The organism is Paraburkholderia sp. MM6662-R1 (genome assembly GCF_050436245.1).
GTDB lineage: Bacteria > Pseudomonadota > Gammaproteobacteria > Burkholderiales > Burkholderiaceae > Paraburkholderia > Paraburkholderia tuberum.
The window spans coordinates 336,550-355,860 of sequence record NZ_JBNDLV010000001.1; the positions used below are offsets into that span (position 1 = coordinate 336,550).

Sequence of the window (19,311 nt, forward strand, 5' to 3'; positions counted from 1 at the left end):
TCCCCCGACGGAGATTCATCAATGGACATGCAGCAGATCGAAGAGGTCGCGAAGCAGTTGTACATACGCGCGCTGAAGCATTTGCCGCCCGACATCAAGGACGGTATCGCGCGCCTCGAACGCGCTGAAACCGACGACACCGCGCGCCGCGTGCTGGGCACAATGCGCACCAATATCGCGATTGCCGAAGATCAGGACAACCTGCTGTGCCAGGACACCGGGCTGCCGATCTACAACGTGACGATCGGCACGGGCCTCGCGCTCGACGGCGTCGCGTTGAAAGCAGCGATCCGGCGCGGCTGCGAACGGGCCACGCGCGAGCATCCATTGCGCTCGTCGGTCGTGCATCCGCTGACGCGGAACAACGAACATTCGTCTTGCGGCGTGCTGATGCCCGCGATCCATATCGACTTCGACTCGACAGCCGACACGCTCGTGATCGAAATGATTCCGAAGGGCAGCGGTTCGGAAAACAACTCGTTTCTGAAAATGGCGATTCCGGCGGAAGGTGTCGACGCGATCAAACGCTTCGTGATCGACTGCGTGGTCGATGCGGGCGGCAAGACGTGTCCGCCGACGATTGTAGGCGTGGGCATCGGCGGTACCTCGGATCTGTGCGTGTGGCTCGCCAAGCGTGCCGCGACGCGCGCGCTCGGTACGCATTGCGACGATCCGGCGGCGGCCGCGCTGGAGGAGGAACTGTCGGCCGCGGTGAACCGCCTGGGCGTAGGCCCGCAGGGGCTCGGCGGCGACGCGACATCGTTCGCGGTCCACCTCGAACTGGCGGCGACGCATATCACGATGAATCCGGTTGCCGTGAACATGCAGTGTCATTCGGCCCGCCGCGCGCGCGCCACGCTGACGCCGGCGGGCGTCGAGTACGGCTACTGACACGCGGGCTGTCCGCATCGGCACGCACACCGTCAAGGAACGATCGATGACTCATCACACGCTGTCCATGCCCGCTAGCGAAGCGCAGATTCGCGCGTTGCGCACGGGCGATACCGTTACGTTGACAGGCACGCTGTTCGGCATCCGCGACGCCACGCAGATCCATATGTTCGACCGTGGCCGCACGACTCGCTTCGATCTGCGCGGCCATGCGGTGATTCACACCGCGCCGAACGTGCGCAAGGTGCCACGCTCGGACGCACATCCGGCGGGCTACGAGCCCGTCTGCGTCGGCACGACGACGTCCGCACGCATGGAGCGCTTCACCGCGGCGCTGATGGCGCAGTACGGCGTGCGCATCGTGATCGGCAAGGGCGGGCTCGGGCAGGCGTCGAGCGATGCGTTCGCAAAATACGGCGGCGTGTATCTCGCGATCGTCGGCGGCACGGCGGCGCTGGAGACGACATGGATCGAACAGATCGAAGACGTCGATCTCGACGACCTGAACCCCGAATCGCTATGGCGCTTCAGGATCGGCGAATTCGGCCCGCTGCTCGTCGCGATGGATAGTCACGGCGGCAGCGTCTACACGAAGGTCCAGCAGAGCACGCGTGAGCGGCGCGAAGCGGTGCTCGCGTCGCTGGGCATCAGAAGCTGAACGAACGAACGCAGCGTCGTTCATCACGGGAACCGACCATGAAGCACGTGGATACCGACATCCTGATTCTCGGCAGCGGCGGCGCGGGCCTGTTTGCCGCGCTGCATGCGCAGGCCGACGCGCCGCAGTTGCGCATCACGATCGCCGTGAAAGGATTGCTCGGCAAATGCGGCTGTACGCGCATGGTGCAGGGCGGCTATAACGTCGCGCTGGCACAGGGCGATTCGATCGAACGTCACTTCATGGATACGATCGAAGGCGGCAAATGGCTGTCGAACCAGGAACTCGCGTGGACGCTGGTGACACGCGCGGTCGAGCGGATCAACGAACTCGAAAACGAACTGGGCTGCTTCTTCGACCGCAACCCGGACGGCACGCTGAAGCAGAAGGCATTCGCCGGGCAAACCTTCGACCGCACGGTGCACAAGGGCGATCAGACTGGCATCGAGATCATCAACCGGCTTGCCGAACAGGTGTGGGCGCGCGGGATCGAGCGGCTCGAAGAACATCGCGCGGTGGAATTCATCGAGTCCGAAGACGGCAGCGCACTGGCCGGCGTGCTGATGATCGACATTCGCAGCGGCGAATTCGTCTTCGTGCGCGCGAAGGCCGTGCTGCTCGCGACGGGCGGCGGCCCCACGATGTACAAGTACCACACGCCGAGCGCAGACAAGAGTTGCGACGGCATGGCGATGGCGCTGCGTGCCGGCCTCACGTTGCGCGACATGGAGATGGTGCAGTTCCACCCGACGGGCTTGCTGGCGGGCACTCATACGCGCATGACGGGCACCGTGCTCGAAGAAGGGCTGCGCGGCGCGGGCGGCTATCTGCTGACGGGCGACGGCGAGCGCTTTATGCACCGCTACGATCCGCGCGGCGAGCGCGCGACGCGCGACATCGTCTCGCGCAGCATTTACCGTGAACTGCGCGCGGGCAACACGACGCCGAACGGCGGCGTCTATCTGCGCATGGATCATCTCGGGCCCGACAGCGTGCGCCAGCGTTTCAAGGGCATGGTCGAACGCTGCGCGGATTGCGGCTTCGATCTGGCGGGCGGCCAGGTCGAAGTGGTGCCGACCGCGCACTACATGATGGGCGGCGTGCTGTTCGAGACCGACTGTTCGACGACGCTGCCGGGCCTCTTCGTCGCGGGCGAGGATGCGGGCGGCGTGCACGGCGCGAACCGGCTGGGCGGCAACGGCGTCGCGAATTCGACGGTGTTCGGCGGCATTGCGGGTGAGACGCTCGCGCGCTGGGTGCCGCGCCATGGGCGCCTCGCCACCGCCGATGCCAGTCAGATCGAGCGCGCCATCGAACGTTGCACGCGGCCGCTCGGCCAGCCTGCGTGCGATCTCGAATCGATACGCGACGACCTGTACGAGTTGATGTGGCGCGACGTCGGCATCCTGCGCGACGAGCAGGGCTTGCTGCGCGCGAGAAGCACATTGATCGACATCGGCGAACGGCTGGACCGCACGGGTGTCGATGGACGCGATCTGCGCTTCAACCTGTCGTGGCACGACTGGATGAACCTGCACAACCTGACGCTCGTTAGCCGCGCGATCACCGAGTCGGCGTTGCTGCGCGAGAATTCGCGCGGCGCGCATTTCCGCGAAGACTTTCCCGACGCCGGAGATCTGGACACATCCGAGTATGTATGCCTGCGGCTTGAGCAGAACGCCTTCGAAACCAGCCGCCGGCGCGTGCAGTTCACGCGCGTGAAGCCTGGTCAGTCGCTGCTCGACGAATCATTGCCACTGGCGGAAACGTCGGCCGCCGTCGTGAAGTGACGCTTCACGGCAGCCGTGAACGCTTCGCGTCCGTGTTCGCGCCGTTCCAGCAGGCCGACGCGGCGCGGCGCGATCCGCTCGGGCAACTCGGTCACGCGCAGCCCTGATTCGTGATTCCAGTTCGCATTCGCGAGACGCGGCACTACCGAAACGCCGAAACCGCGCTTCACCATTTCGCAGATCGATTCGAGCGAGTTCAGCTCCATGATGTCGTGCACGGAAGCGTCGAGGCCGCGCAGCGCGTCGTCGATCAGCATGCCTGTCCACGTCTGCCGGTCGAAACGGATGAACGGCTCACGAAGCAGCGTGTCGACTTGCGCGCGCGGATTGTCAGCCGACGAGATCAGCACCATCGGCTCGTGATACAGCACCGTCCACTTCAACGCGGCGGGAAAGCCGGTGGGCGACTGCGTGACGATGGCGGCGTCGAGTTCTCCGTTCTCCACGCGTAGCGTGAAGTCACTCGACAGGCCCGTGAAAAGCTTCAGTTCGAGGCGCGGGTAGCGGCGTTTCAGATTCAGCATCGCATCGGCGAACGCGCCCATCAGCGACGACACCAGTGCGCCGACCCGCACGACGCCCGCCAGTTCGTCGCGGCCCGCCGTGGCCAGAATCCGCCGATAGTTGGCGACCAGCGTTTCGGCGAGCGGCACGATCGTGCGTCCCTGTTCGCTCAATGCGACCGAGCGCGCGCTCCGTTCGAACAGCACGATGTCGAGATCGCGTTCCAGTGAACGCATCTGCAGGCTCACGGCGGCCTGTGTGAGACACACTTCGTCGGCGGCTGCGGCGAAAGAGCCGTGGCGCGCGACGGACAGAAACGTGACGAAATAGCGAATCGCACTCATGACGCTCACTCCGCTTGACGTTGCCGCATCGGCATTACTTTATCGCGTGAACAAGCGATGAGCCCAGCAGCGCCACGCCCGAAGCGAACAGCAGCGCAAGCAGCACCCGCCGAAACGCGGTGTCCGACAGACGCCGATAAAGCCGTGAGCCGAGCCACGCAAACAGCAGCGACGACGGCAGCATCCAGCCGAAGAGTACTAGCGTCTGCTTGCCGATCAGGCCCGTCAGTGCATACGTGACGAGCGTCAGCGATTGCATCGCGATGAAAAAGCTTTGGCAGATCGCGCGCTGCGTATCTTTGTTGTGACCGCGCAGCATGCACCATATGGTCGGTGCCGGACCGACGAGCCCCGCAATGCCGCCCAGAATGCCGCCGACCACGCCGACGCCGCCGTCCGCCCAGGCACCGCCTGCCGTCACCGTCGGCAGATCTTTCGCGGCGAGCATCACGCCGCAATAGACGATCATCAGCAGACCGGCGCCGATCCGAAAGCCGACGGGATCGATGAACGGCAGCAGCGTCGCGCCGATCGGCACGCCGACGATGCCTCCTGCGATGAACGGACCGATGATCTTCGGCCGTATCTGCGAGCGCACCGTATGCACGGTTAGCATCTGTCCGACCAGCGAGCCGACCACCAGCATCGGCCCGATCGCTTGCGGCGGCAGCGCCCATGCCCAGAACACCATCGCGACGAGACCGAACGCAAATCCCGCCAGCCCCGACACGAAGCCCGCGACCGCGCTGCCTCCAATCACCAGCAGCGCGATGTCGGCGCTTAGCAACGAGCCTCCCGTGCGTGCGCGCCATGCTTCACGACTGCATGCCCCAGCGTTGCACGGTGTGGCGTTCGAGTACGCGGAAGATCAGGTTCTCGACGGCGAGGCCAATCAGAATCACCGTGAACAGACCCGCGAACACGTTCGCGATGTCGAGCAGGTTCTTGTTTTCGTAGATGAACCAGCCGAGGCCGCCGGAACCCGAACTCACGCCGAACACGAGTTCCGCCGCGATCAGCGTGCGCCACGCGAAGGCCCAGCCGATCTTCAGGCCGGTCAGAATGCTCGGGAACGCAGCGGGCACCAGAATCGCGGCGACGTAGCGCCCGCCGCGCAAGCCATAGTTGCGCCCGACCATTTTCAGCGTGTTGCTCACCGACAGAAAGCCCGAGTGCGTATTCAACGCGACCGACCATGTCACCGAATGCACGAGCACGAAGATCAGGCTGCCGTTGCCGAGCCCGAACCAGATCAGCGCGAGCGGCAGCAGCGCGATGGCGGGCAGCGGGTTGAGCATCGAGGTCATCGTTTCGAGAAAGTCCGTGCCGATGCGCGAGGTGATCGCGGCGGCCGTCAGCAACGCGGCCAGCAGCAGACCGCAGCCGTAGCCGAGCAGCAATACGTGGATCGACGCCCATGCCTTGCCGGGCAGTTCGCCGTTTGCGATGCTCGTGCAGAACGCGTCGACGGTCGCGCTGAAAGTGGGAAACAGCAACGGATTGTTGAGCCAGCGTCCGTAGCCTTCCCAGACCAGCGCGAGCAGCGCGAGGATCAGGAACTTGCGCAGCCAGCTCTGGTTGTACAGGCGCTCGAACAGTGACAGCGGCTTTTCGACGACGCTGAAATGCTGTGCATCGCTGGGTTCGCGAATGATCTCGCCGCGCGGCGCGCGCGTGATCATGTCGTCACGGGGCGGATGGACGGATGCGGAACCGTGTGCGGTAGCGTCAGACATTTTCTGCCTCGTGGATTTCGTCTTCGAACAGCATGTGCTGGATGCGTTTTTCGAGCGTGGCAGCGGATTCGCCTGCCGCCGCCGTATCGAGTTCTGCCTTGACCTGCCCCGGGTGCGGCGACAGCAACAGAATCCGGCTGCCGACCTTGATCGCTTCCGGAATCGAATGCGTGACGAATAGCACGGTGAAGCGCGTTTCCTGCCATAGCGTCAGCAGTTCGTCCTGCATCTTGCGGCGCGTGAGCGCATCGAGTGCGGCGAACGGCTCGTCCATCAGCAGGATGTCCGGTTCCATCGCCATGCCGCGCGCAATCGCCACGCGCTGCTTCATGCCGCCCGATAACGTATGCGGATGGCTGTCCGAGAATTTCGTGAGGTTGACCTTGTCGATGTAATGCATCGCGCGCTGTTCCGCTTCGCGCGCCGACAGCCGGTGCGAAGCGAGCAGCGGAAACATCACGTTCTGCTTGACCGTCTTCCACGGCAGCAACTGGTCGAATTCCTGAAAGACCATCATCCGGTCGGGGCCCGGCTTCGTCACCGTCTTGCCCTTCAGCGTGATCGAACCTTCCGTCGGCAGCAGATAGCCGCCGACGCTCTTGAGCAACGTCGACTTCCCGCAACCCGATGGCCCAAGCAAAACGAAACGGTCGCCTTCGAATACCTGAAAGTCGACGCGATACGTTGCCATCACGAGATGCCGCGGCGTCTTGTATTGCAGCGTTACGCCGGCGACATCCAGTAACGGCATGCCGCTCGGCGAGGATGTGGCGCGGGTGGCTCCAGCACGCGTGCGATGCATGATCAACTCCCTTGAAGCGATTGGGCGGTCGGAAAGAACATGTCCTTCCACGAGGCGGGTTTGGTCTTGATCAGGCCCGTGCGTGCCATGAAATCCGCGTATTTGAGCGTGTTTTCGGGCGTGGTCGTGAAGGCGACATCGGGCGACGAAATCATTTTTTCGATGTCGGCGACATTGCTCTTGTCCTTGCTGATGCGCAGGTAGGCGAGTGCGGCCGCGTGCTTGTCCCTGGTGATCTGCGCTTCGGCATCGTCGAGCGCGGCCATGAAGGCTTGCACGAGTTTCGGATTCTGTTGATAGAACTTCGTCATGCACCAGACCAGATTGAATGTCGACTTGCCGCCCAGAACGTCATACGAATTCACAACGGTGCGCACGCCAGGGTGGGCCAATTCCTGTTCCTGAAACGGCGGCGAGCCGAAATGCGCGGTCACTTCGCTATTGCCCGACAGCAGCGCCTGCTGCGCATCGGGATGAGCCAGCGAGACAGTGTATTTATCGAGCTGCCCCTGGTTGCCTGCGCCGAAGGCCTTTTCCGCGGCCATTTGCAACGTGATTGCCTGGATCGACACCTTCGCTGCGGGCAGCGCGATCTTGTCCTTGCCGGTGAAGTCTTTCAACGTTTTCACCGTCGGATTGTTGGTGTTCAACAGCAGCGGCATCGAATTGATCGCCGACAGCGCCTTGACCTCGACGGGCGTGCCGCGCGTACGGGCCCACAGCAGCACAAGCGGCGCGACGCCGCCTGACGCGATCTGCAACGAATCGGACAGCAGCGCGTCGTTCATCACGTTGCCGCCCGCGAATTCGACCCATGACACTTTCAGATTCGGCACGCCCAGTTGCGCGGCGTGCTTTTCGATCAGCTTCTGATCCTGCATCAGCATCAGCGGCAAATAGCTGACGCCGTATTGGCGCGCGATCCGGATCTCCGACAGTTCGGCGCGGGCGGGCGCACTGGTGAGAGCTGCGCCGAGAGCGAGCAGCGTTGAGAGAAATACGGCAACTTTACGAAGGCTCATCGCTGGACACTCCTTGCGACAGGAACGGCACGGCCAATCTGTTGAAATGCGACACCGGATAAACCGGATGGGTGGGGGCTGCGTGTGCTTATTCGGTCTCGCGTGGCTGCGGCCGGCGCAACGCATGCGTCACGCGGCAAGGCGCGACATGAAGGACATGAGCGGGATGACGATGAGGCGGGGTACGCATCGTGAGTGTCTCCTTGTTGCCGGCCTGCTCGCGACAAAACGGTTTGCGCGACGCGGCCGGAATCAGGTTCACAGATGGTGTGTTGTGGGCAACCGGATCGCGCGTGAAATGCCTTGCTTCGGTGACCGTGGCATTCAGCGAATTCAGTGCCGTGTGATTTAACTCATCTGTATGAGTAGCGAGTGTAGGTGATCGTGCTGTTGATTGCAAATGCGGGAAAACGTGACATGTGCGGCGCGCGGCCGGCGGCTTTTGGCGCTGCGCACCGCGCTTGGCTTCTGGCCTTGTCAGAGCGGCTCTTCGTGCGATGCCGAAGCACCGACGTATTCGTAGCGTGCGGTGTTCGCATGCGAGATCCGCACTTCGACGGGCGCCTGATGATACGAATACGCGACGCGCCGCACTTCAAGAAGCGGTGTGCCGTGCGGCACTTCCAGCAGCTTGCTTTCGAGTTCATTGGCTACCGCGACGCGCACGCGTTCCTCGGTGCCGAGCACGTTGATGTTGAACGCATCCTGATAGAAGTTGTACAGCGTGCTCGGCCGGCTGCGCAGCGCGGCTTCCGTCAGGCCCGGAAAACGCGCCTCGGGTACGGTGATGTTGTCGATCATCACCGTTTCGCCATGCAGCGCCAGACGGTTGATGAACGTGAACACGCGCGCGCCCGTTTCGACTTTCAGCAGCGTCGCGATATCGCGCGTAGCCTTGGCCTTCCTGAACTGCACGAGCGTTACGCTCGGGTAGGTCTTGTCGCCGTCCTGGCGGACGATGCGGAAGAAGCGGAAGAAATGACGATCACGCTGGTGTTGCGCGACGAAAGTACCGAGCCCCTGATGGCGCACCAGAATGTTGTCGGCCACCAGTTCGTCGATTGCCTTGCGCAGCGTGCCGATCGATACGCCGAAGCGTTCGGCCAGCCGCTTTTCCGAAGGAATCGTTTCGCCGCCCTTCCATTCGTGCGCGGCCAGCGCGGCCAGCATCGCATTCTTCACTTCCTTGTAGCGCGTGCCGCCGATTGCCGGCGTGGCGGCCGCACCGTTCGGTAGATTGATACCCGTCGTCAACGTATTCATCGTTCTCATCCTGTCGTTGCATCTTCATTGCTGCTGTCTTTCAATTGATTCTACTTCATACGGTTCATCAAACACATATAGATGATCTGGTTGACATATGCAAATGTGCCGCCTAAGATGGGTTCACGCAGGCGAACCAAACCGTACCAACAGACTGGAGACAACTGATGAGCCACACCGCAGCAGGTGCACCGCAACAACCCGGTGAAGGATCTTCCGCCAGCCCTTCGTCAGACCGCAAAACGATTCATATCGTGCTGCACGAAGCGAAAGACACCGTCGGTGTGGCGGTTGTCGAAGGCATCAAGGCGGGGGCCCAATTGAACGCGTGGATCATGGACGACGACGAGCTCGTGACGATCTCGGCGAAACAGAACATTCCGATCGGTCACAAGGTGGCGCTAAAAGACATGGCGGTCGGCGACACGGTGTTCAAGTACGGCGTGGACATCGGCAAGGTCGTTGCGCCGATCCGCGCGGGTGAACATGCGCATGTTCACAACATCAAGACGAAGCGCTGGTAACCGGCGCGAGGATCGACCAGCTCGCGCATCGACATTGCGAGCGAGCTTCCCCACTCAACAGAGCCAGATCGAAGAGAGCCACCATGAGCGTGATTGACCAGAACACCACTTTCCGCGGGTTTCGCCGTTCCAATGGACGCGTCGGCGTGCGTAACCATGTGATCATCCTGCCCGTCGACGATTTGTCGAACGCCGCCGCGCTGGCCGTCGAAACGGCCATCAAAGGCACGATGGCGCTACCGCATCCATACGGCCGCCTGCAGTTCGGCGCCGACCTCGATCTGCATTTCCGCACGCTGATCGGCGCCGGCTGCAACCCGAATGTCGCGGCGGTGGTCGTGATCGGGATCGAGGAAGGCTGGACCAAACGCGTCGTAGACGGCATTGCGAAGTCAGGCAAGCCTGTGATGGGCTTCGGCATCGAACTGCATGGCGATCACGATACGATCATGCGTGCCTCGAAAACCGCGAAAGAGATGGTGCAGTACGCCACGTCGCTCGATCGCGAAGAATGCCCGATTTCGGACCTGTGGGTATCCACGAAGTGCGGCGAATCCGATACCACGTCCGGCTGCGGCGCGAACCCGACTGTCGGCAATGCGTTCGACAAGCTCTATGGGTTGGGCACGACGCTCGTCTTCGGCGAGACGTCCGAACTCACGGGCGGCGAGCAGATCGTTGCCGCGCGTTGCGCGAACGACCAGGTGCGCGAGCGCTTCCAGTTCATGTTCGACCGCTATCAGGACATGATCAACCGCTGGAAGACCGACGATCTGTCGGAGTCGCAGCCGACCAAAGGCAACATCGCGGGCGGCCTGACGACCATCGAAGAAAAAGCGCTGGGCAATATCCAGAAGATCGGCAAGAAGTGCAGAGTCGACGGCGTGCTCGACAAGGCCGAGGAACCGACGGGGCCGGGCTTGTGGTTCATGGATTCGTCGTCAGCCGCGGCCGAGATGGTGACGCTGTGCGCCGCGTCGGGCTTTGCCGTGCATTTCTTCCCGACCGGGCAGGGCAACGTGATCGGCAATCCGATCGTGCCTGTCATCAAGATTTGCGCGAACCCGCGTACGGTGCGCACGATGAGCGAGCATATCGACGTGGATGTGTCGGGACTTTTGCAGCGCGAACAGAATCTCGATCAGGCTGGCGACAAGCTGCTGGAATCGATGCTGCGCACCGCGAACGGGCGCTTTACGTCGGCGGAAGCGCTGGGCCACCGCGAGTTCGTGTTGACGCGCCTGTTCGAAAGCGCGTAATTTCTCCGGGCCCGTCCTCGCGACGGGCCGCGCTCGCTGCATAGCGCATGAATCCTGATCGCGCAGGCAGCTGCGATGACAGTTAGCTTCGCGTCAGCTTCGGATCCCCTGTATTCAATGGAGTTTTCGCAGCAGCGCGCGCACGCGTGACGTCTCGGGCCCGAGAAGCCCGGCACGCGCCGCACGGCGCTGTTCCATTTTCCAGCAGCAGCGAGTGGAGGAGACACCATCTTGCGCGTGCTAAAACATCTTTACGTGCAGGTTCTGATCGGACTTGCGGCAGGCATTCTCGTCGGTTATTTCTGGCCGGATCTCGGCGTCCAGATGAAGCCGTTCGGTGATACCTTTATCCGGCTCATCAAGATGCTGATCACGCTGGTGATCTTCTGTACCGTCTCCGTCGGCATCGCGCGGATGGAGAATCTCAAGCAGGTCGGGCGCGTCGGCCTCAAAACCATCGTGTACTTCGAAGCGGTGACGACGGTGGCGCTCGTCATCGGCCTTGTCGTCGCCAATCTGCTGCACCCCGGCTCCGGGCTGAACATCGATCCGAAGACGCTCGATACGCATGCAGTCAGCCATTACGTGACGGAAGTTCACGCGCAGTCGAACACCAGCTTCCTCGAAGAGATCGTGCCGAATTCGGTCGTGGGCGCGTTCGCGCGGGGCGATCTGTTGCAGGTGTTGCTGTTCTCGGTGTTGTTCGGCATCGCGCTATCGATCATGTCGCGGCGCAGCCGCTTCCTGTCGCGCGTGATCGAACAGAGCGGCGAAGCGCTGATGCGGATCGTCGAAATGATCATGCGCCTGGCTCCCCTTGGCGCGTTCGGCGCGATGGCGTTCACAGTCGGAAAATATGGCATTTCGACGTTGCAGCAACTCGGTCTGTTGATCGTGTGCTTCTATCTGACGAGCTTTCTCTTCATCGCCCTGGTGCTGGGCACGATCTGCCGCTGGGCGGGCGTGGGGTTGTGGCCGCTGCTCAAGTATCTGCGTGAGGAACTGCTGATCGTATTGGGCACGTCTACAACGGAATCGGTGTTGCCTCGTTTGATGGAAAAGCTCGAACGGCTTGGGTGTCCGAAGCCGGTAGTCGGGCTCGTGCTGCCGACGGGCTATTCGTTCAACCTCGACGGCGCCGCGATCTATCTGACGATGACCTCGCTCTTCATCGCGCAGGCCACCAATACCCATCTCACGCTACTGCAACAGATCGGGCTGCTGGCGATATTGATGGTGACGTCAAAGGGCGGCGCGGGCGTGGCGGGTGCGGCGCTGGTCGCACTGACGGCGACACTGTCGACGCACAACATCATTCCGGTTGCGGGCATTACGCTGATACTCGGTATCGATCGCGTGCTCAACGAGGTTCGCGCGATCGTGAACATGATCGGCAATGCGGTGGCGACGATTGTCGTCGCCCGCTGGGAAGGCGCATTCGATGTGCAGGCCGCGCGCAAACTGCTGGCCGCGCCGCCGGAAGTTCAACGCGGCGAGCCGCAAGCGAACGCAAGCGATGTCAACGACATGGCGCCGCCCGCGTATGCACAGGAGCGCTCGAAGTGAGCACGAACCTGAATACCAATCCGCGCGCGACGCGCAAGAAGATCGTCATCAGCGAATTCATCGACGCTTGCGCAGTCGCAGCGCTCAGCGAGCACTTCGACGTGCATGCCGATGCGTCGCTCGTCGATCAACCCGTTGCGTTGAACGCGTTGCTGGCCGATGCCGACGCGCTGATCGTGCGCAATCGCACGCAGGTAAGGGCCGCGCTGCTCGATGCCGCGCCGCGTCTGAGCGTAGTGGGGCGTCTGGGCGTCGGGCTCGACAACATCGATCTGGACGCATGCGCGCAACGCAACGTATTGGTGTTCCCGGCGACGGGTGCGAATGCACGCGCGGTGGCCGAGTACGTGCTCGCCACGGCACTGATGCTGCTGCGCGGTGCATACCGTTCGAGCATGGAGGTCGCGGCGGGCAAATGGCCGCGCGCGGCGCTTTCGAATGGCCGCGAAGCGGCGGGTAGCACGCTTGCCGTCATCGGCTTCGGCGGCATCGGGCAACTCGTTGCGCAGCTCGCGCGCGCGCTGGGCATGCAGGTGCTCGCCTACGATCCGCTGCAGCCGGCCGACGCGGCGTGCTGGGCCGCGACCGGCGCGCGCCGCGTGAGCATCGACGAAGCGTTGCGTGCCGCCGATGTGATCACGCTGCATGTGCCGCTCGTCGACAGCACGCGCAATCTGCTCGGCGCATCGCAACTCGCGGCGCTGAAGCGCCACGCGATTATCGTCAACACGTCGCGCGGCGGGATCGTCGATGAAGCGGCGCTTGCCTTGGCGTTGCGCGAAGGCCGCATTGGCGGCGCGGCGCTCGACGTTTTCAACGATGAGCCGCTCGCCGCCCGTTCCCCGCTGGCCGACGCACCAAACCTCATTCTCACGCCGCACATTGCGGGGCTGACCATGCAGTCGAACGAACGTGTCAGCACGCTCGTTGCGGCGCGCGTGACGGAGGCCCTGCTTGCGCAGCGTGATTCACACGTAACCGAAGGAATTTCACGATGACGCGAGTCTCAGCCGACGAACTGCTAGAACTTGCGACGCGCGCCGTCCGCAACGCGGGCGCAACGCCGGAGACCGCGACGGCCACGGCCCGCGCGTTGGTGTATGCGGACTCGTGCGGGTTGTCGTCGCACGGTGTTTCGCGTTTGCCGATGTACGTCGCGCAGTTGCGCAACGGGCGCGTCGATCCGCAGGCGAAGCCCTCCATTGTTGCGACGCGCAACGCCGCCGTGCTCGTCGATGCCGCCGATGGCATGGCGTTTCCCGCCTGCGCGCTTGCTGTCGAGACCTTGATCGGCCGTGCGCGCGAACACGGCAGCGCAGTGGCGAGCGTGACCCGCAGCCATCATTTCGGCGTCGGCGCATATCACCTGGAGGCGATCGGCGCGGCGGGCATGGTGGGCCTTGCGTTCAGCAATTCCCCGGCGGCGATGCCCGCGTGGGGCGGGCGTCATGCGCTATTCGGCACCAATCCCATTGCCGCCGTGTTTCCGCGCCGCAATGGCGACGCATTGATGGTCGACCTGTCGCTGTCGCAAGTGGCGCGCGGCAAGATCATGGTTGCGGCGCGCGATGGCAAGCCCATACCGTCCGGCTGGGCGACCGCCCGCGACGGTACGCCGACCACCGACGCCAGGGCGGCGCTCGACGGCATGATGCTGCCGTTCGGCGGCGCGAAAGGCGCGATGCTCGCGCTGATGGTCGAACTGCTGGCGGCGGCGCTGGCGGGCGCGAACTTCGGCTATGAAGCGGGCTCGTTCCTGACCGAGGAGGGGGCACGCTCGCGGATCGGCCATCTGTTCTGGGCCATCGATCCGGGCGCGCTGGCAGGCAATGAGATGTACGTAGAACGGGTCGAGGCGCTTGTCGCGGCGATGTTGCAGGATGCGGATGTCCGTTTGCCAGGGCAACGGCGGCATGCGTTGGCCGACGCGGCAAGCCGCGATGGAATCGAGATTCCCGATGCGTTGCTCACACAGTTGCAGACCTTGGTCGCGTGATGCGCGAATGCGCCGAAAGGAACCAGGCGCACTTCACGCGGGCGCCGGGCCGCTCGTGCCACGCACGATCAGTTCGATCGGCAGACACTCGCGCTGCGGCGGCACGCCGTCCGAGAGCCAGCGCAGCAGTGCGCGCGCGACGCGTTCGCCGAGTTCGTAAGTGGGCAACAGCACGGTAGTGAGACCTGGTGTGATCTGCGAGACGATGGGCAGATTGTCGCAACCGACAATCGATAACTGCTGCGGCACGGCGATACCGGCCGATTGCGCTTCGAACAGGCAACCCAGCGCGAGCACGTCATTGCCGCAGAAAATGGCGCTTGGAGCAGGGCGCAATTGCGTCAGTAGCTTGAGCCCGGCGCGACCGCCTTCGAAGCCGAACGGCTGTTCGATGATGTTCGCATCAGGCAGGCGGATATCGTGCTGTGCAAGGGTTCGCCGGAAGCCTTCGATCCGCTGACGCGCGCGGTCGTTATGGCGCGTGAAGCCCGAGATCACGCCGAAGCGGCGATGACCGAGTTCGAGCAGATGTTCAGCGGCCAGTTGCCCGATCAACTGGTTGTCGAAGCCAATCGACGGCGGTGTATCTGCGTCGCCGCTGCCGGCTGCGCCGGGGCGCTCGGCGTGCGACCAGGTCAGCAGCAGCGCGACGTGGCTCGCGCGAATCAGTTCATAGGTTTGCGGCGCATGGTCGGTGCCGACCAGAACGATTGCGTCGACAGCACGTTCCAGCAGCGCGCGCACGACTTCGATTTCCGCGGACAGGTTGTACTCGTGCGCGGAGATCAGCAACTGATAGCCGGAATTCGACAGTGTGGTTTGCAAGCCTTGCACCGCACGCGCGAAGATCGCGTTGTCGAGCGTCGGCACGATTGCGCCGACCATTCGCGCACGGCCCAGCGCAAGCGCGCGCGCCGCGCCGTCGGGCACATATCCCAGCGTGGCGATCGCATCACGGATGCGCGCGCGCGTGTCCGCTTTCACCATGTCGGGGTTGGAGAGAGCGCGCGACACAGTTGCCGTCGAGACGCCGGCGAGTGTGGCGACATCGCTGATACGGGCGCGTGGCAAGGTATTCATTGCGGCAGATCAGACCGGTTTGGATAGGCTCAATTGATTGTAGTGCCCGATTGCAAGCGAACGACAGTACAACATCATTCGAATCGGTATAAATCCCGATGTGACCCGTGATCATAGCGTCTATATTCAAATGCAAGCGGTTACATTTCATTGCGCGGCGCGTTGCATTTCACGCCCGCTGAACAGGCAGGAGACAATGTGTTCCCCGCATTCCGTTCACCGCGCTTCCTGTGCAGCATCGGTACGCTCGCAGCAACGCTCGCCGCGTGGTACGTGCTGACGGCTCTCACAGGCATCGTCGCAGCGTCGAGATTCCCCACTCCGTTCGATACCTGGCAGGCGCTTGCCCAGGTGGTGACGGTCGGTTATGCCGACGGCCGTCTCGACCAGCACATCGTGCAGAGCGTGAAGCTCGTTCTATACGGCTTCGCGACGGCGGCGGTGACGGGCGTGCCGCTCGGCCTATGGATGGGCTACTCGGCGCGTGCGCAAGCGTTCTTCAACCCGATCTTTCTGCTGTTGCGACCCATTCCGCCGCTCGCGTGGATTCCGCTCGCGATCGTCTGGCTTGGACTCGGCGACTCCGCGAAGGTGATGGTGATCTGGTTCGCGGCGTTCGTGCCATGCGTGATCAACAGTTTCGCGGGCGTGCGCAATCTCGACGTGCCGATGCTCGAAGCCGCCGAGATGCTGGGTTTGCGGCGTTCGCGCTTCGTGCTGGAAGTGATGATTCCCGGCGCGCTGCCGATGATTTTCACAGGCTTGCGCCTGTCATTGCAGGCTTCATGGACGACGCTCGTGGCGGGCGAACTGATCGGTTCGGTCAAAGGTCTCGGGCATCTGCTGACGCAAGGCTCGCTCGACATCTATCCGGCGATGATCGTCGTTGCGATGCTGACGGTCGCGCTGTGTGGATGGTTGATGACGCTCGCGCTTGGGCAAATCGAACGGCAACTCATGCCTTGGAGAGCGAACAGATGAAACCGGGTCATCTGCGCGGTGTCGCGCATCCTGACATCGAGGTCCGTCGGCGTCGATCGCGAGTCCGGCAGTGCGGCACGCACGTTGCGCCAGCGCAAGATGGTCAGCGAGCCTGGGCGTGCTGTGGCTCGACGCAACGTGCCGCTCTGGACGCTGAATGCCGCGGGGCTGATCGCATTCTTCGGCATCTGGTGGCTGGCATCGGCAGCAGAACTCGTCCCCGCGATCTTTCTACCGACGCCGCTTGCAGTCGTTCACAAGTTTGCCGATCTGCTCACGCATCCGTTTGTCGGTTACACGCTCGAAGTGCATCTGTGGTCGAGCTTGCAGCGCTATCTGATGGGCTTTTTGCTGGCCGTCGCGCTGGGCGTGCCGCTCGGTCTGATGATGGGCTGGTTCCGCTGGCTCGACTACTGCGTGACGCCGCTGTTCGAAACCGTGCGTTTCATCGCGCCGATTGCATGGGTGCCGTTTGCCGCGTTGTGGTTCGGCACGGGCATCGGTGGCCCGGTGCTGATCATTTTTGCGGGTGCGTTTCCGCCGTGCGTCGTCAATGCTTATCGCGGTGCGCAGCAGGTCGACGCCAGGCTGCTCGAAGCGGCGCGCATGCTCGGCGCGTCGAACCGGATGATCGTCTGCGAAGTGCTGCTGCCAGGCGCGTTGCCGTCGGTGATCGCAGGTGTGCGCGTCGCGGCGGGACTGGGCTGGATGTCGCTGGTCGGCGCCGAACTGATCGTCGCGTCGAGCGGCATTGGCTACATGATGGTCAAGGGACAAGCGGCAATCGACACGGCGACGGTGATGAGCGCGATGATCGCAATCGGTATGGTGGGCGCGGCAATCGACCTGCTGCTTGGACGCATCGAAGCGTACGCGATGCGCAACCGGCGCGTCGCCCGGCATTAGCGCCGTGGCTTCACTCTCTCAACCGTGACGGAGCGCACGATGAGCATGATTCGTTTCAATGACGTGTCCCGCATGTTCAGGCGCGACAAGGCGAGCGTCGTCGCGCTGGAACACGTCGAACTGGAAATCGCCGACAAGGAATTCGTTGCGATCGTCGGGCCGTCGGGCTGTGGCAAGACGACGTGTCTGCGGATGGTCGCGGGTCTCGAGTTTCCGACGTCGGGCAGCGTGACGGTGGCGGGCCGCAAGGTGACACGGCCAGGACCCGATCGCGCCGTCGTCTTTCAGCAGTTCGCGCTGTTCCCATGGAAGACAGTGTGGGACAACATCGATCTCGGCTTGCGCGCGAAGGGCATGGCCGCCGACGCAAGACGCGAAACGATCGAGCGCTATCTGTCGCTGATGAATCTGCGCGGCTACGAGCAGGCGTATCCGCATCAACTATCGGGCGGCATGCAGCAGCGCGTCGCGATCGCGCGCGCGTATGCGCTCGACCCCGGCGTGCTGCTGATGGACGAGCCGTTCGGCGCGCTCGATGCCCAAACCCGGGTCGTCATGCAGGAAGAACTGGTGCGGCTCACGCGCGTGAATCCGCGCACGGTGCTGTTCATCACGCACGCGGTCGAAGAGTCGGTGTATCTCGCGGATCGCGTCGTCGTGATGACGGGCCGGCCGGGGCGCGTGAAAGAAGTGATCGATGTGAAGTCCGTGCGCGAGCAGCATGGCTGGGACGCGTGCAAGCGGATCGAAGACGTGATGGATCTCGAATCGTTCGTCCGGTTGCGCACGCATATCTGGAAGTCGTTGCGCGACGAACACGGCGCTGTCGAACGTGTCGCTGCATGAAGCTGCATAAAACTGCCACCGGTTCCAACGGCTGAGTGCAATACCCCATAAAACAGGAGACCAACATGAAACGTCTGCGTGCGATCCCTTTCATTGCGTTGCTCTGCGCGGGCAGTGCGGCGTTGCCGGGCACGGTGTGGTCCGCCGATCTCACTCCGATCAGGGTCAGCTATCAGCCCGCGCTGTATTGGGCGTTGCCGTTCTATGTCGCAACCGAAAAAGGGTGGTGGGCGGAGGTCGGATTGAAGCCCGAGTTTTCGGTGTTTCCCGCCGGCGTGCCGCAGATTGCGGCGGCGGCGTCGAAATCCTGGGACGTGGGCGGCACGGGTTCCGTGCCGGCCGTGCTCGGCTACCAGCGCTTCGGCATTCAGGTGATCGGCCTGACAAACGACGAATCGCAGGGCAACGTTCTGATGGCGAGCAAGGCGCGTTATGACGCGGTGCGCCGCAATCCGGCGTCGCTGAAAGGCCAAACCATCGTGTTGACGTCCAACTCGACGGGTGATTACGCGGTACAGGCATGCCTGAAAAAGTATGGGCTGACGAAGGCTGACGTGACGCTCAAGAACATGGGCCAGGCCGAGATCATTTCCGCTGTGTCGTCGGGCAATGCTGATTACGCGGGCGTGTGGGCGCCGTATGACTACACGCTCGAAGAGAAGGCGGGCGCGCGCGTGTTGTGCTCCGGTAAGGACGGCGGCGCATCGGTGCCCGGCGCGCTCGTCACGCGTGGCGAATTCGAGAAGCAGCATCCCGATGAGGTGGCAAAGTTTCTCGCCGTCTATCTGCATGCATGGGCGTGGATGAAGGCGCACCCTGACCAGGCCGTCGCGATGATGAAGAAGTTTTACCAGGAGGGCGGCGTCAACATCAGCGACGATTCGATGCGCAAGGAATTCGCTACGCGCCCGACCTTCGACCTGAAGCAGCAACTCGCCGCGATGGACCGCACGAAAGGCGCATCGCAGGCCGACGATTCGTTCACGAAGATCGCGCAGTTCATGCATGCATCGGGCGCGCTCGCGTCCGTCCCCGAAGCAAAAGACTATATCGACGACAGCGCGATGAAGCGTGTGTTGGACGACCCTAAACTCGCGGCGTTCGCAATGGACGGCAGCAAATGACGCGCGGTCGCGATCGCGC

Annotated in this window: 19 protein-coding genes; 12 read left to right on the forward strand and 7 right to left on the reverse strand. The window is 63.1% G+C overall.

Annotated elements, in window-relative coordinates:
- Positions 1-21 precede the first annotated feature (21 nt).
- The 3 genes from OKW39_RS01500 to OKW39_RS01510 are packed head-to-tail and all read left to right on the forward strand — an operon-like array spanning position 22 to position 3,339.
- A complete protein-coding gene (locus tag OKW39_RS01500; protein ID WP_184040191.1) occupies positions 22-891 on the forward strand; it encodes a fumarate hydratase in 870 nt (289 codons plus the stop codon).
- 46 nt (positions 892-937) lie between these two features.
- Positions 938-1,549, forward strand: coding sequence for a FumA C-terminus/TtdB family hydratase beta subunit (locus tag OKW39_RS01505; RefSeq protein ID WP_184043520.1), 612 nt, complete (start codon positions 938-940; stop codon positions 1,547-1,549).
- 38 nt (positions 1,550-1,587) lie between these two features.
- On the forward strand, positions 1,588-3,339 hold the full coding sequence (locus tag OKW39_RS01510) for an L-aspartate oxidase (protein ID WP_429561890.1): 1,752 nt from the start codon (positions 1,588-1,590) through the stop codon (positions 3,337-3,339).
- Here OKW39_RS01510 and OKW39_RS01515 read toward each other — a convergent pair.
- From OKW39_RS01515 to OKW39_RS01540, 6 genes are all read right to left on the reverse strand, one after another.
- A complete protein-coding gene (locus OKW39_RS01515) occupies positions 3,279-4,187 on the reverse strand; it encodes a LysR substrate-binding domain-containing protein (RefSeq protein WP_429561891.1) in 909 nt (302 codons plus the stop codon). The two genes, OKW39_RS01510 and OKW39_RS01515, sit on opposite strands and share 61 nt — an antisense overlap.
- A gap of 34 nt (positions 4,188-4,221) precedes the next feature.
- Positions 4,222-4,974 (reverse strand): sulfite exporter TauE/SafE family protein, encoded by a 753-nt coding sequence (locus tag OKW39_RS01520; protein ID WP_090805001.1) that lies wholly within the window; start codon positions 4,972-4,974, stop codon positions 4,222-4,224.
- A 28-nt stretch (positions 4,975-5,002) separates the two neighbouring features.
- Positions 5,003-5,923 (reverse strand): ABC transporter permease, encoded by a 921-nt coding sequence (locus tag OKW39_RS01525; RefSeq protein WP_018422888.1) that lies wholly within the window; start codon positions 5,921-5,923, stop codon positions 5,003-5,005.
- The gene (locus tag OKW39_RS01530) at positions 5,916-6,725 is read right to left on the reverse strand and encodes an ABC transporter ATP-binding protein (RefSeq protein WP_244144794.1); all 810 of its coding nucleotides are present in this window, start codon (positions 6,723-6,725) and stop codon (positions 5,916-5,918) included. The genes OKW39_RS01525 and OKW39_RS01530 overlap by 8 nt, the downstream gene beginning before the upstream one ends.
- 2 nt (positions 6,726-6,727) lie before the next feature.
- Positions 6,728-7,747, reverse strand: coding sequence for an ABC transporter substrate-binding protein (locus tag OKW39_RS01535; protein ID WP_090804997.1), 1,020 nt, complete (start codon positions 7,745-7,747; stop codon positions 6,728-6,730).
- Positions 7,748-8,224: 477 nt separating this feature from the next.
- The gene (locus OKW39_RS01540) at positions 8,225-9,010 is read right to left on the reverse strand and encodes a GntR family transcriptional regulator (RefSeq protein ID WP_090805784.1); all 786 of its coding nucleotides are present in this window, start codon (positions 9,008-9,010) and stop codon (positions 8,225-8,227) included.
- A gap of 254 nt (positions 9,011-9,264) precedes the next feature.
- Between OKW39_RS01540 and OKW39_RS01545 the strand changes: the two genes are divergently transcribed.
- From OKW39_RS01545 to OKW39_RS01565, 5 genes are all read left to right on the forward strand, one after another.
- Complete coding sequence (locus OKW39_RS01545) at positions 9,265-9,534, forward strand: UxaA family hydrolase (protein WP_429563437.1); 270 nt, start codon at positions 9,265-9,267, stop codon at positions 9,532-9,534.
- An 83-nt stretch (positions 9,535-9,617) separates the two neighbouring features.
- Positions 9,618-10,793 (forward strand): UxaA family hydrolase, encoded by a 1,176-nt coding sequence (locus OKW39_RS01550; protein ID WP_018422893.1) that lies wholly within the window; start codon positions 9,618-9,620, stop codon positions 10,791-10,793.
- 231 nt (positions 10,794-11,024) lie between these two features.
- The gene (gene dctA / locus OKW39_RS01555) at positions 11,025-12,359 is read left to right on the forward strand and encodes a C4-dicarboxylate transporter DctA (RefSeq protein ID WP_429561892.1); all 1,335 of its coding nucleotides are present in this window, start codon (positions 11,025-11,027) and stop codon (positions 12,357-12,359) included.
- Positions 12,356-13,357, forward strand: coding sequence for a hydroxyacid dehydrogenase (locus OKW39_RS01560; RefSeq protein ID WP_429561893.1), 1,002 nt, complete (start codon positions 12,356-12,358; stop codon positions 13,355-13,357). The genes dctA and OKW39_RS01560 overlap by 4 nt, the downstream gene beginning before the upstream one ends.
- Positions 13,354-14,355, forward strand: coding sequence for an Ldh family oxidoreductase (locus OKW39_RS01565; RefSeq protein ID WP_429561894.1), 1,002 nt, complete (start codon positions 13,354-13,356; stop codon positions 14,353-14,355). Before OKW39_RS01560 ends, OKW39_RS01565 begins: the two co-directional genes overlap by 4 nt.
- A gap of 33 nt (positions 14,356-14,388) precedes the next feature.
- Here OKW39_RS01565 and OKW39_RS01570 read toward each other — a convergent pair whose 3' ends face one another.
- Entirely contained in the window at positions 14,389-15,435 is a 1,047-nt protein-coding gene (locus tag OKW39_RS01570) for a LacI family DNA-binding transcriptional regulator (protein ID WP_429405879.1), read from the reverse strand.
- Positions 15,436-15,633: 198 nt separating this feature from the next.
- Between OKW39_RS01570 and OKW39_RS01575 the strand changes: the two genes are divergently transcribed.
- From OKW39_RS01575 to OKW39_RS01590, 4 genes are all read left to right on the forward strand, one after another.
- Entirely contained in the window at positions 15,634-16,416 is a 783-nt protein-coding gene (locus OKW39_RS01575) for an ABC transporter permease (protein ID WP_429336548.1), read from the forward strand.
- An 18-nt stretch (positions 16,417-16,434) separates the two neighbouring features.
- Positions 16,435-17,322, forward strand: a complete 888-nt coding sequence (locus OKW39_RS01580) for an ABC transporter permease (RefSeq protein ID WP_429561895.1) — start codon at positions 16,435-16,437, stop codon at positions 17,320-17,322.
- A 39-nt stretch (positions 17,323-17,361) separates the two neighbouring features.
- Positions 17,362-18,168: an ABC transporter ATP-binding protein gene (locus tag OKW39_RS01585; RefSeq protein WP_018422900.1), complete on the forward strand. Its 807-nt coding sequence runs from the start codon at positions 17,362-17,364 to the stop codon at positions 18,166-18,168.
- A 65-nt stretch (positions 18,169-18,233) separates the two neighbouring features.
- Positions 18,234-19,292 carry an ABC transporter substrate-binding protein gene (locus OKW39_RS01590; protein WP_090804983.1) on the forward strand — a complete coding sequence of 353 codons (1,059 nt, stop codon included), beginning with the start codon at positions 18,234-18,236 and terminating at the stop codon, positions 19,290-19,292.
- Positions 19,293-19,311 lie beyond the last annotated feature (19 nt).

What these genes read in the sequence shown, in the direction of transcription:
- OKW39_RS01505 (WP_184043520.1), top strand. Translation starts at nt 938, where the DNA reads ATGACTCATCACACGCTGTCCATGCCCGCTAGCGAAGCGCAGATTCGC.
- OKW39_RS01510 (WP_429561890.1), top strand. Translation starts at nt 1,588, where the DNA reads ATGAAGCACGTGGATACCGACATCCTGATTCTCGGCAGCGGCGGCGCG.
- OKW39_RS01500 (WP_184040191.1), top strand. Translation starts at nt 22, where the DNA reads ATGGACATGCAGCAGATCGAAGAGGTCGCGAAGCAGTTGTACATACGC.
- OKW39_RS01535 (WP_090804997.1), bottom strand. Translation starts at nt 7,747, where the DNA reads ATGAGCCTTCGTAAAGTTGCCGTATTTCTCTCAACGCTGCTCGCTCTC.
- OKW39_RS01515 (WP_429561891.1), bottom strand. Translation starts at nt 4,187, where the DNA reads ATGAGTGCGATTCGCTATTTCGTCACGTTTCTGTCCGTCGCGCGCCAC.
- OKW39_RS01570 (WP_429405879.1), bottom strand. Translation starts at nt 15,435, where the DNA reads ATGAATACCTTGCCACGCGCCCGTATCAGCGATGTCGCCACACTCGCC.
- OKW39_RS01585 (WP_018422900.1), top strand. Translation starts at nt 17,362, where the DNA reads ATGAGCATGATTCGTTTCAATGACGTGTCCCGCATGTTCAGGCGCGAC.
- OKW39_RS01590 (WP_090804983.1), top strand. Translation starts at nt 18,234, where the DNA reads ATGAAACGTCTGCGTGCGATCCCTTTCATTGCGTTGCTCTGCGCGGGC.
- OKW39_RS01565 (WP_429561894.1), top strand. Translation starts at nt 13,354, where the DNA reads ATGACGCGAGTCTCAGCCGACGAACTGCTAGAACTTGCGACGCGCGCC.
- OKW39_RS01525 (WP_018422888.1), bottom strand. Translation starts at nt 5,923, where the DNA reads ATGTCTGACGCTACCGCACACGGTTCCGCATCCGTCCATCCGCCCCGT.
- OKW39_RS01530 (WP_244144794.1), bottom strand. Translation starts at nt 6,725, where the DNA reads ATGCATCGCACGCGTGCTGGAGCCACCCGCGCCACATCCTCGCCGAGC.
- OKW39_RS01540 (WP_090805784.1), bottom strand. Translation starts at nt 9,010, where the DNA reads ATGAATACGTTGACGACGGGTATCAATCTACCGAACGGTGCGGCCGCC.
- OKW39_RS01550 (WP_018422893.1), top strand. Translation starts at nt 9,618, where the DNA reads ATGAGCGTGATTGACCAGAACACCACTTTCCGCGGGTTTCGCCGTTCC.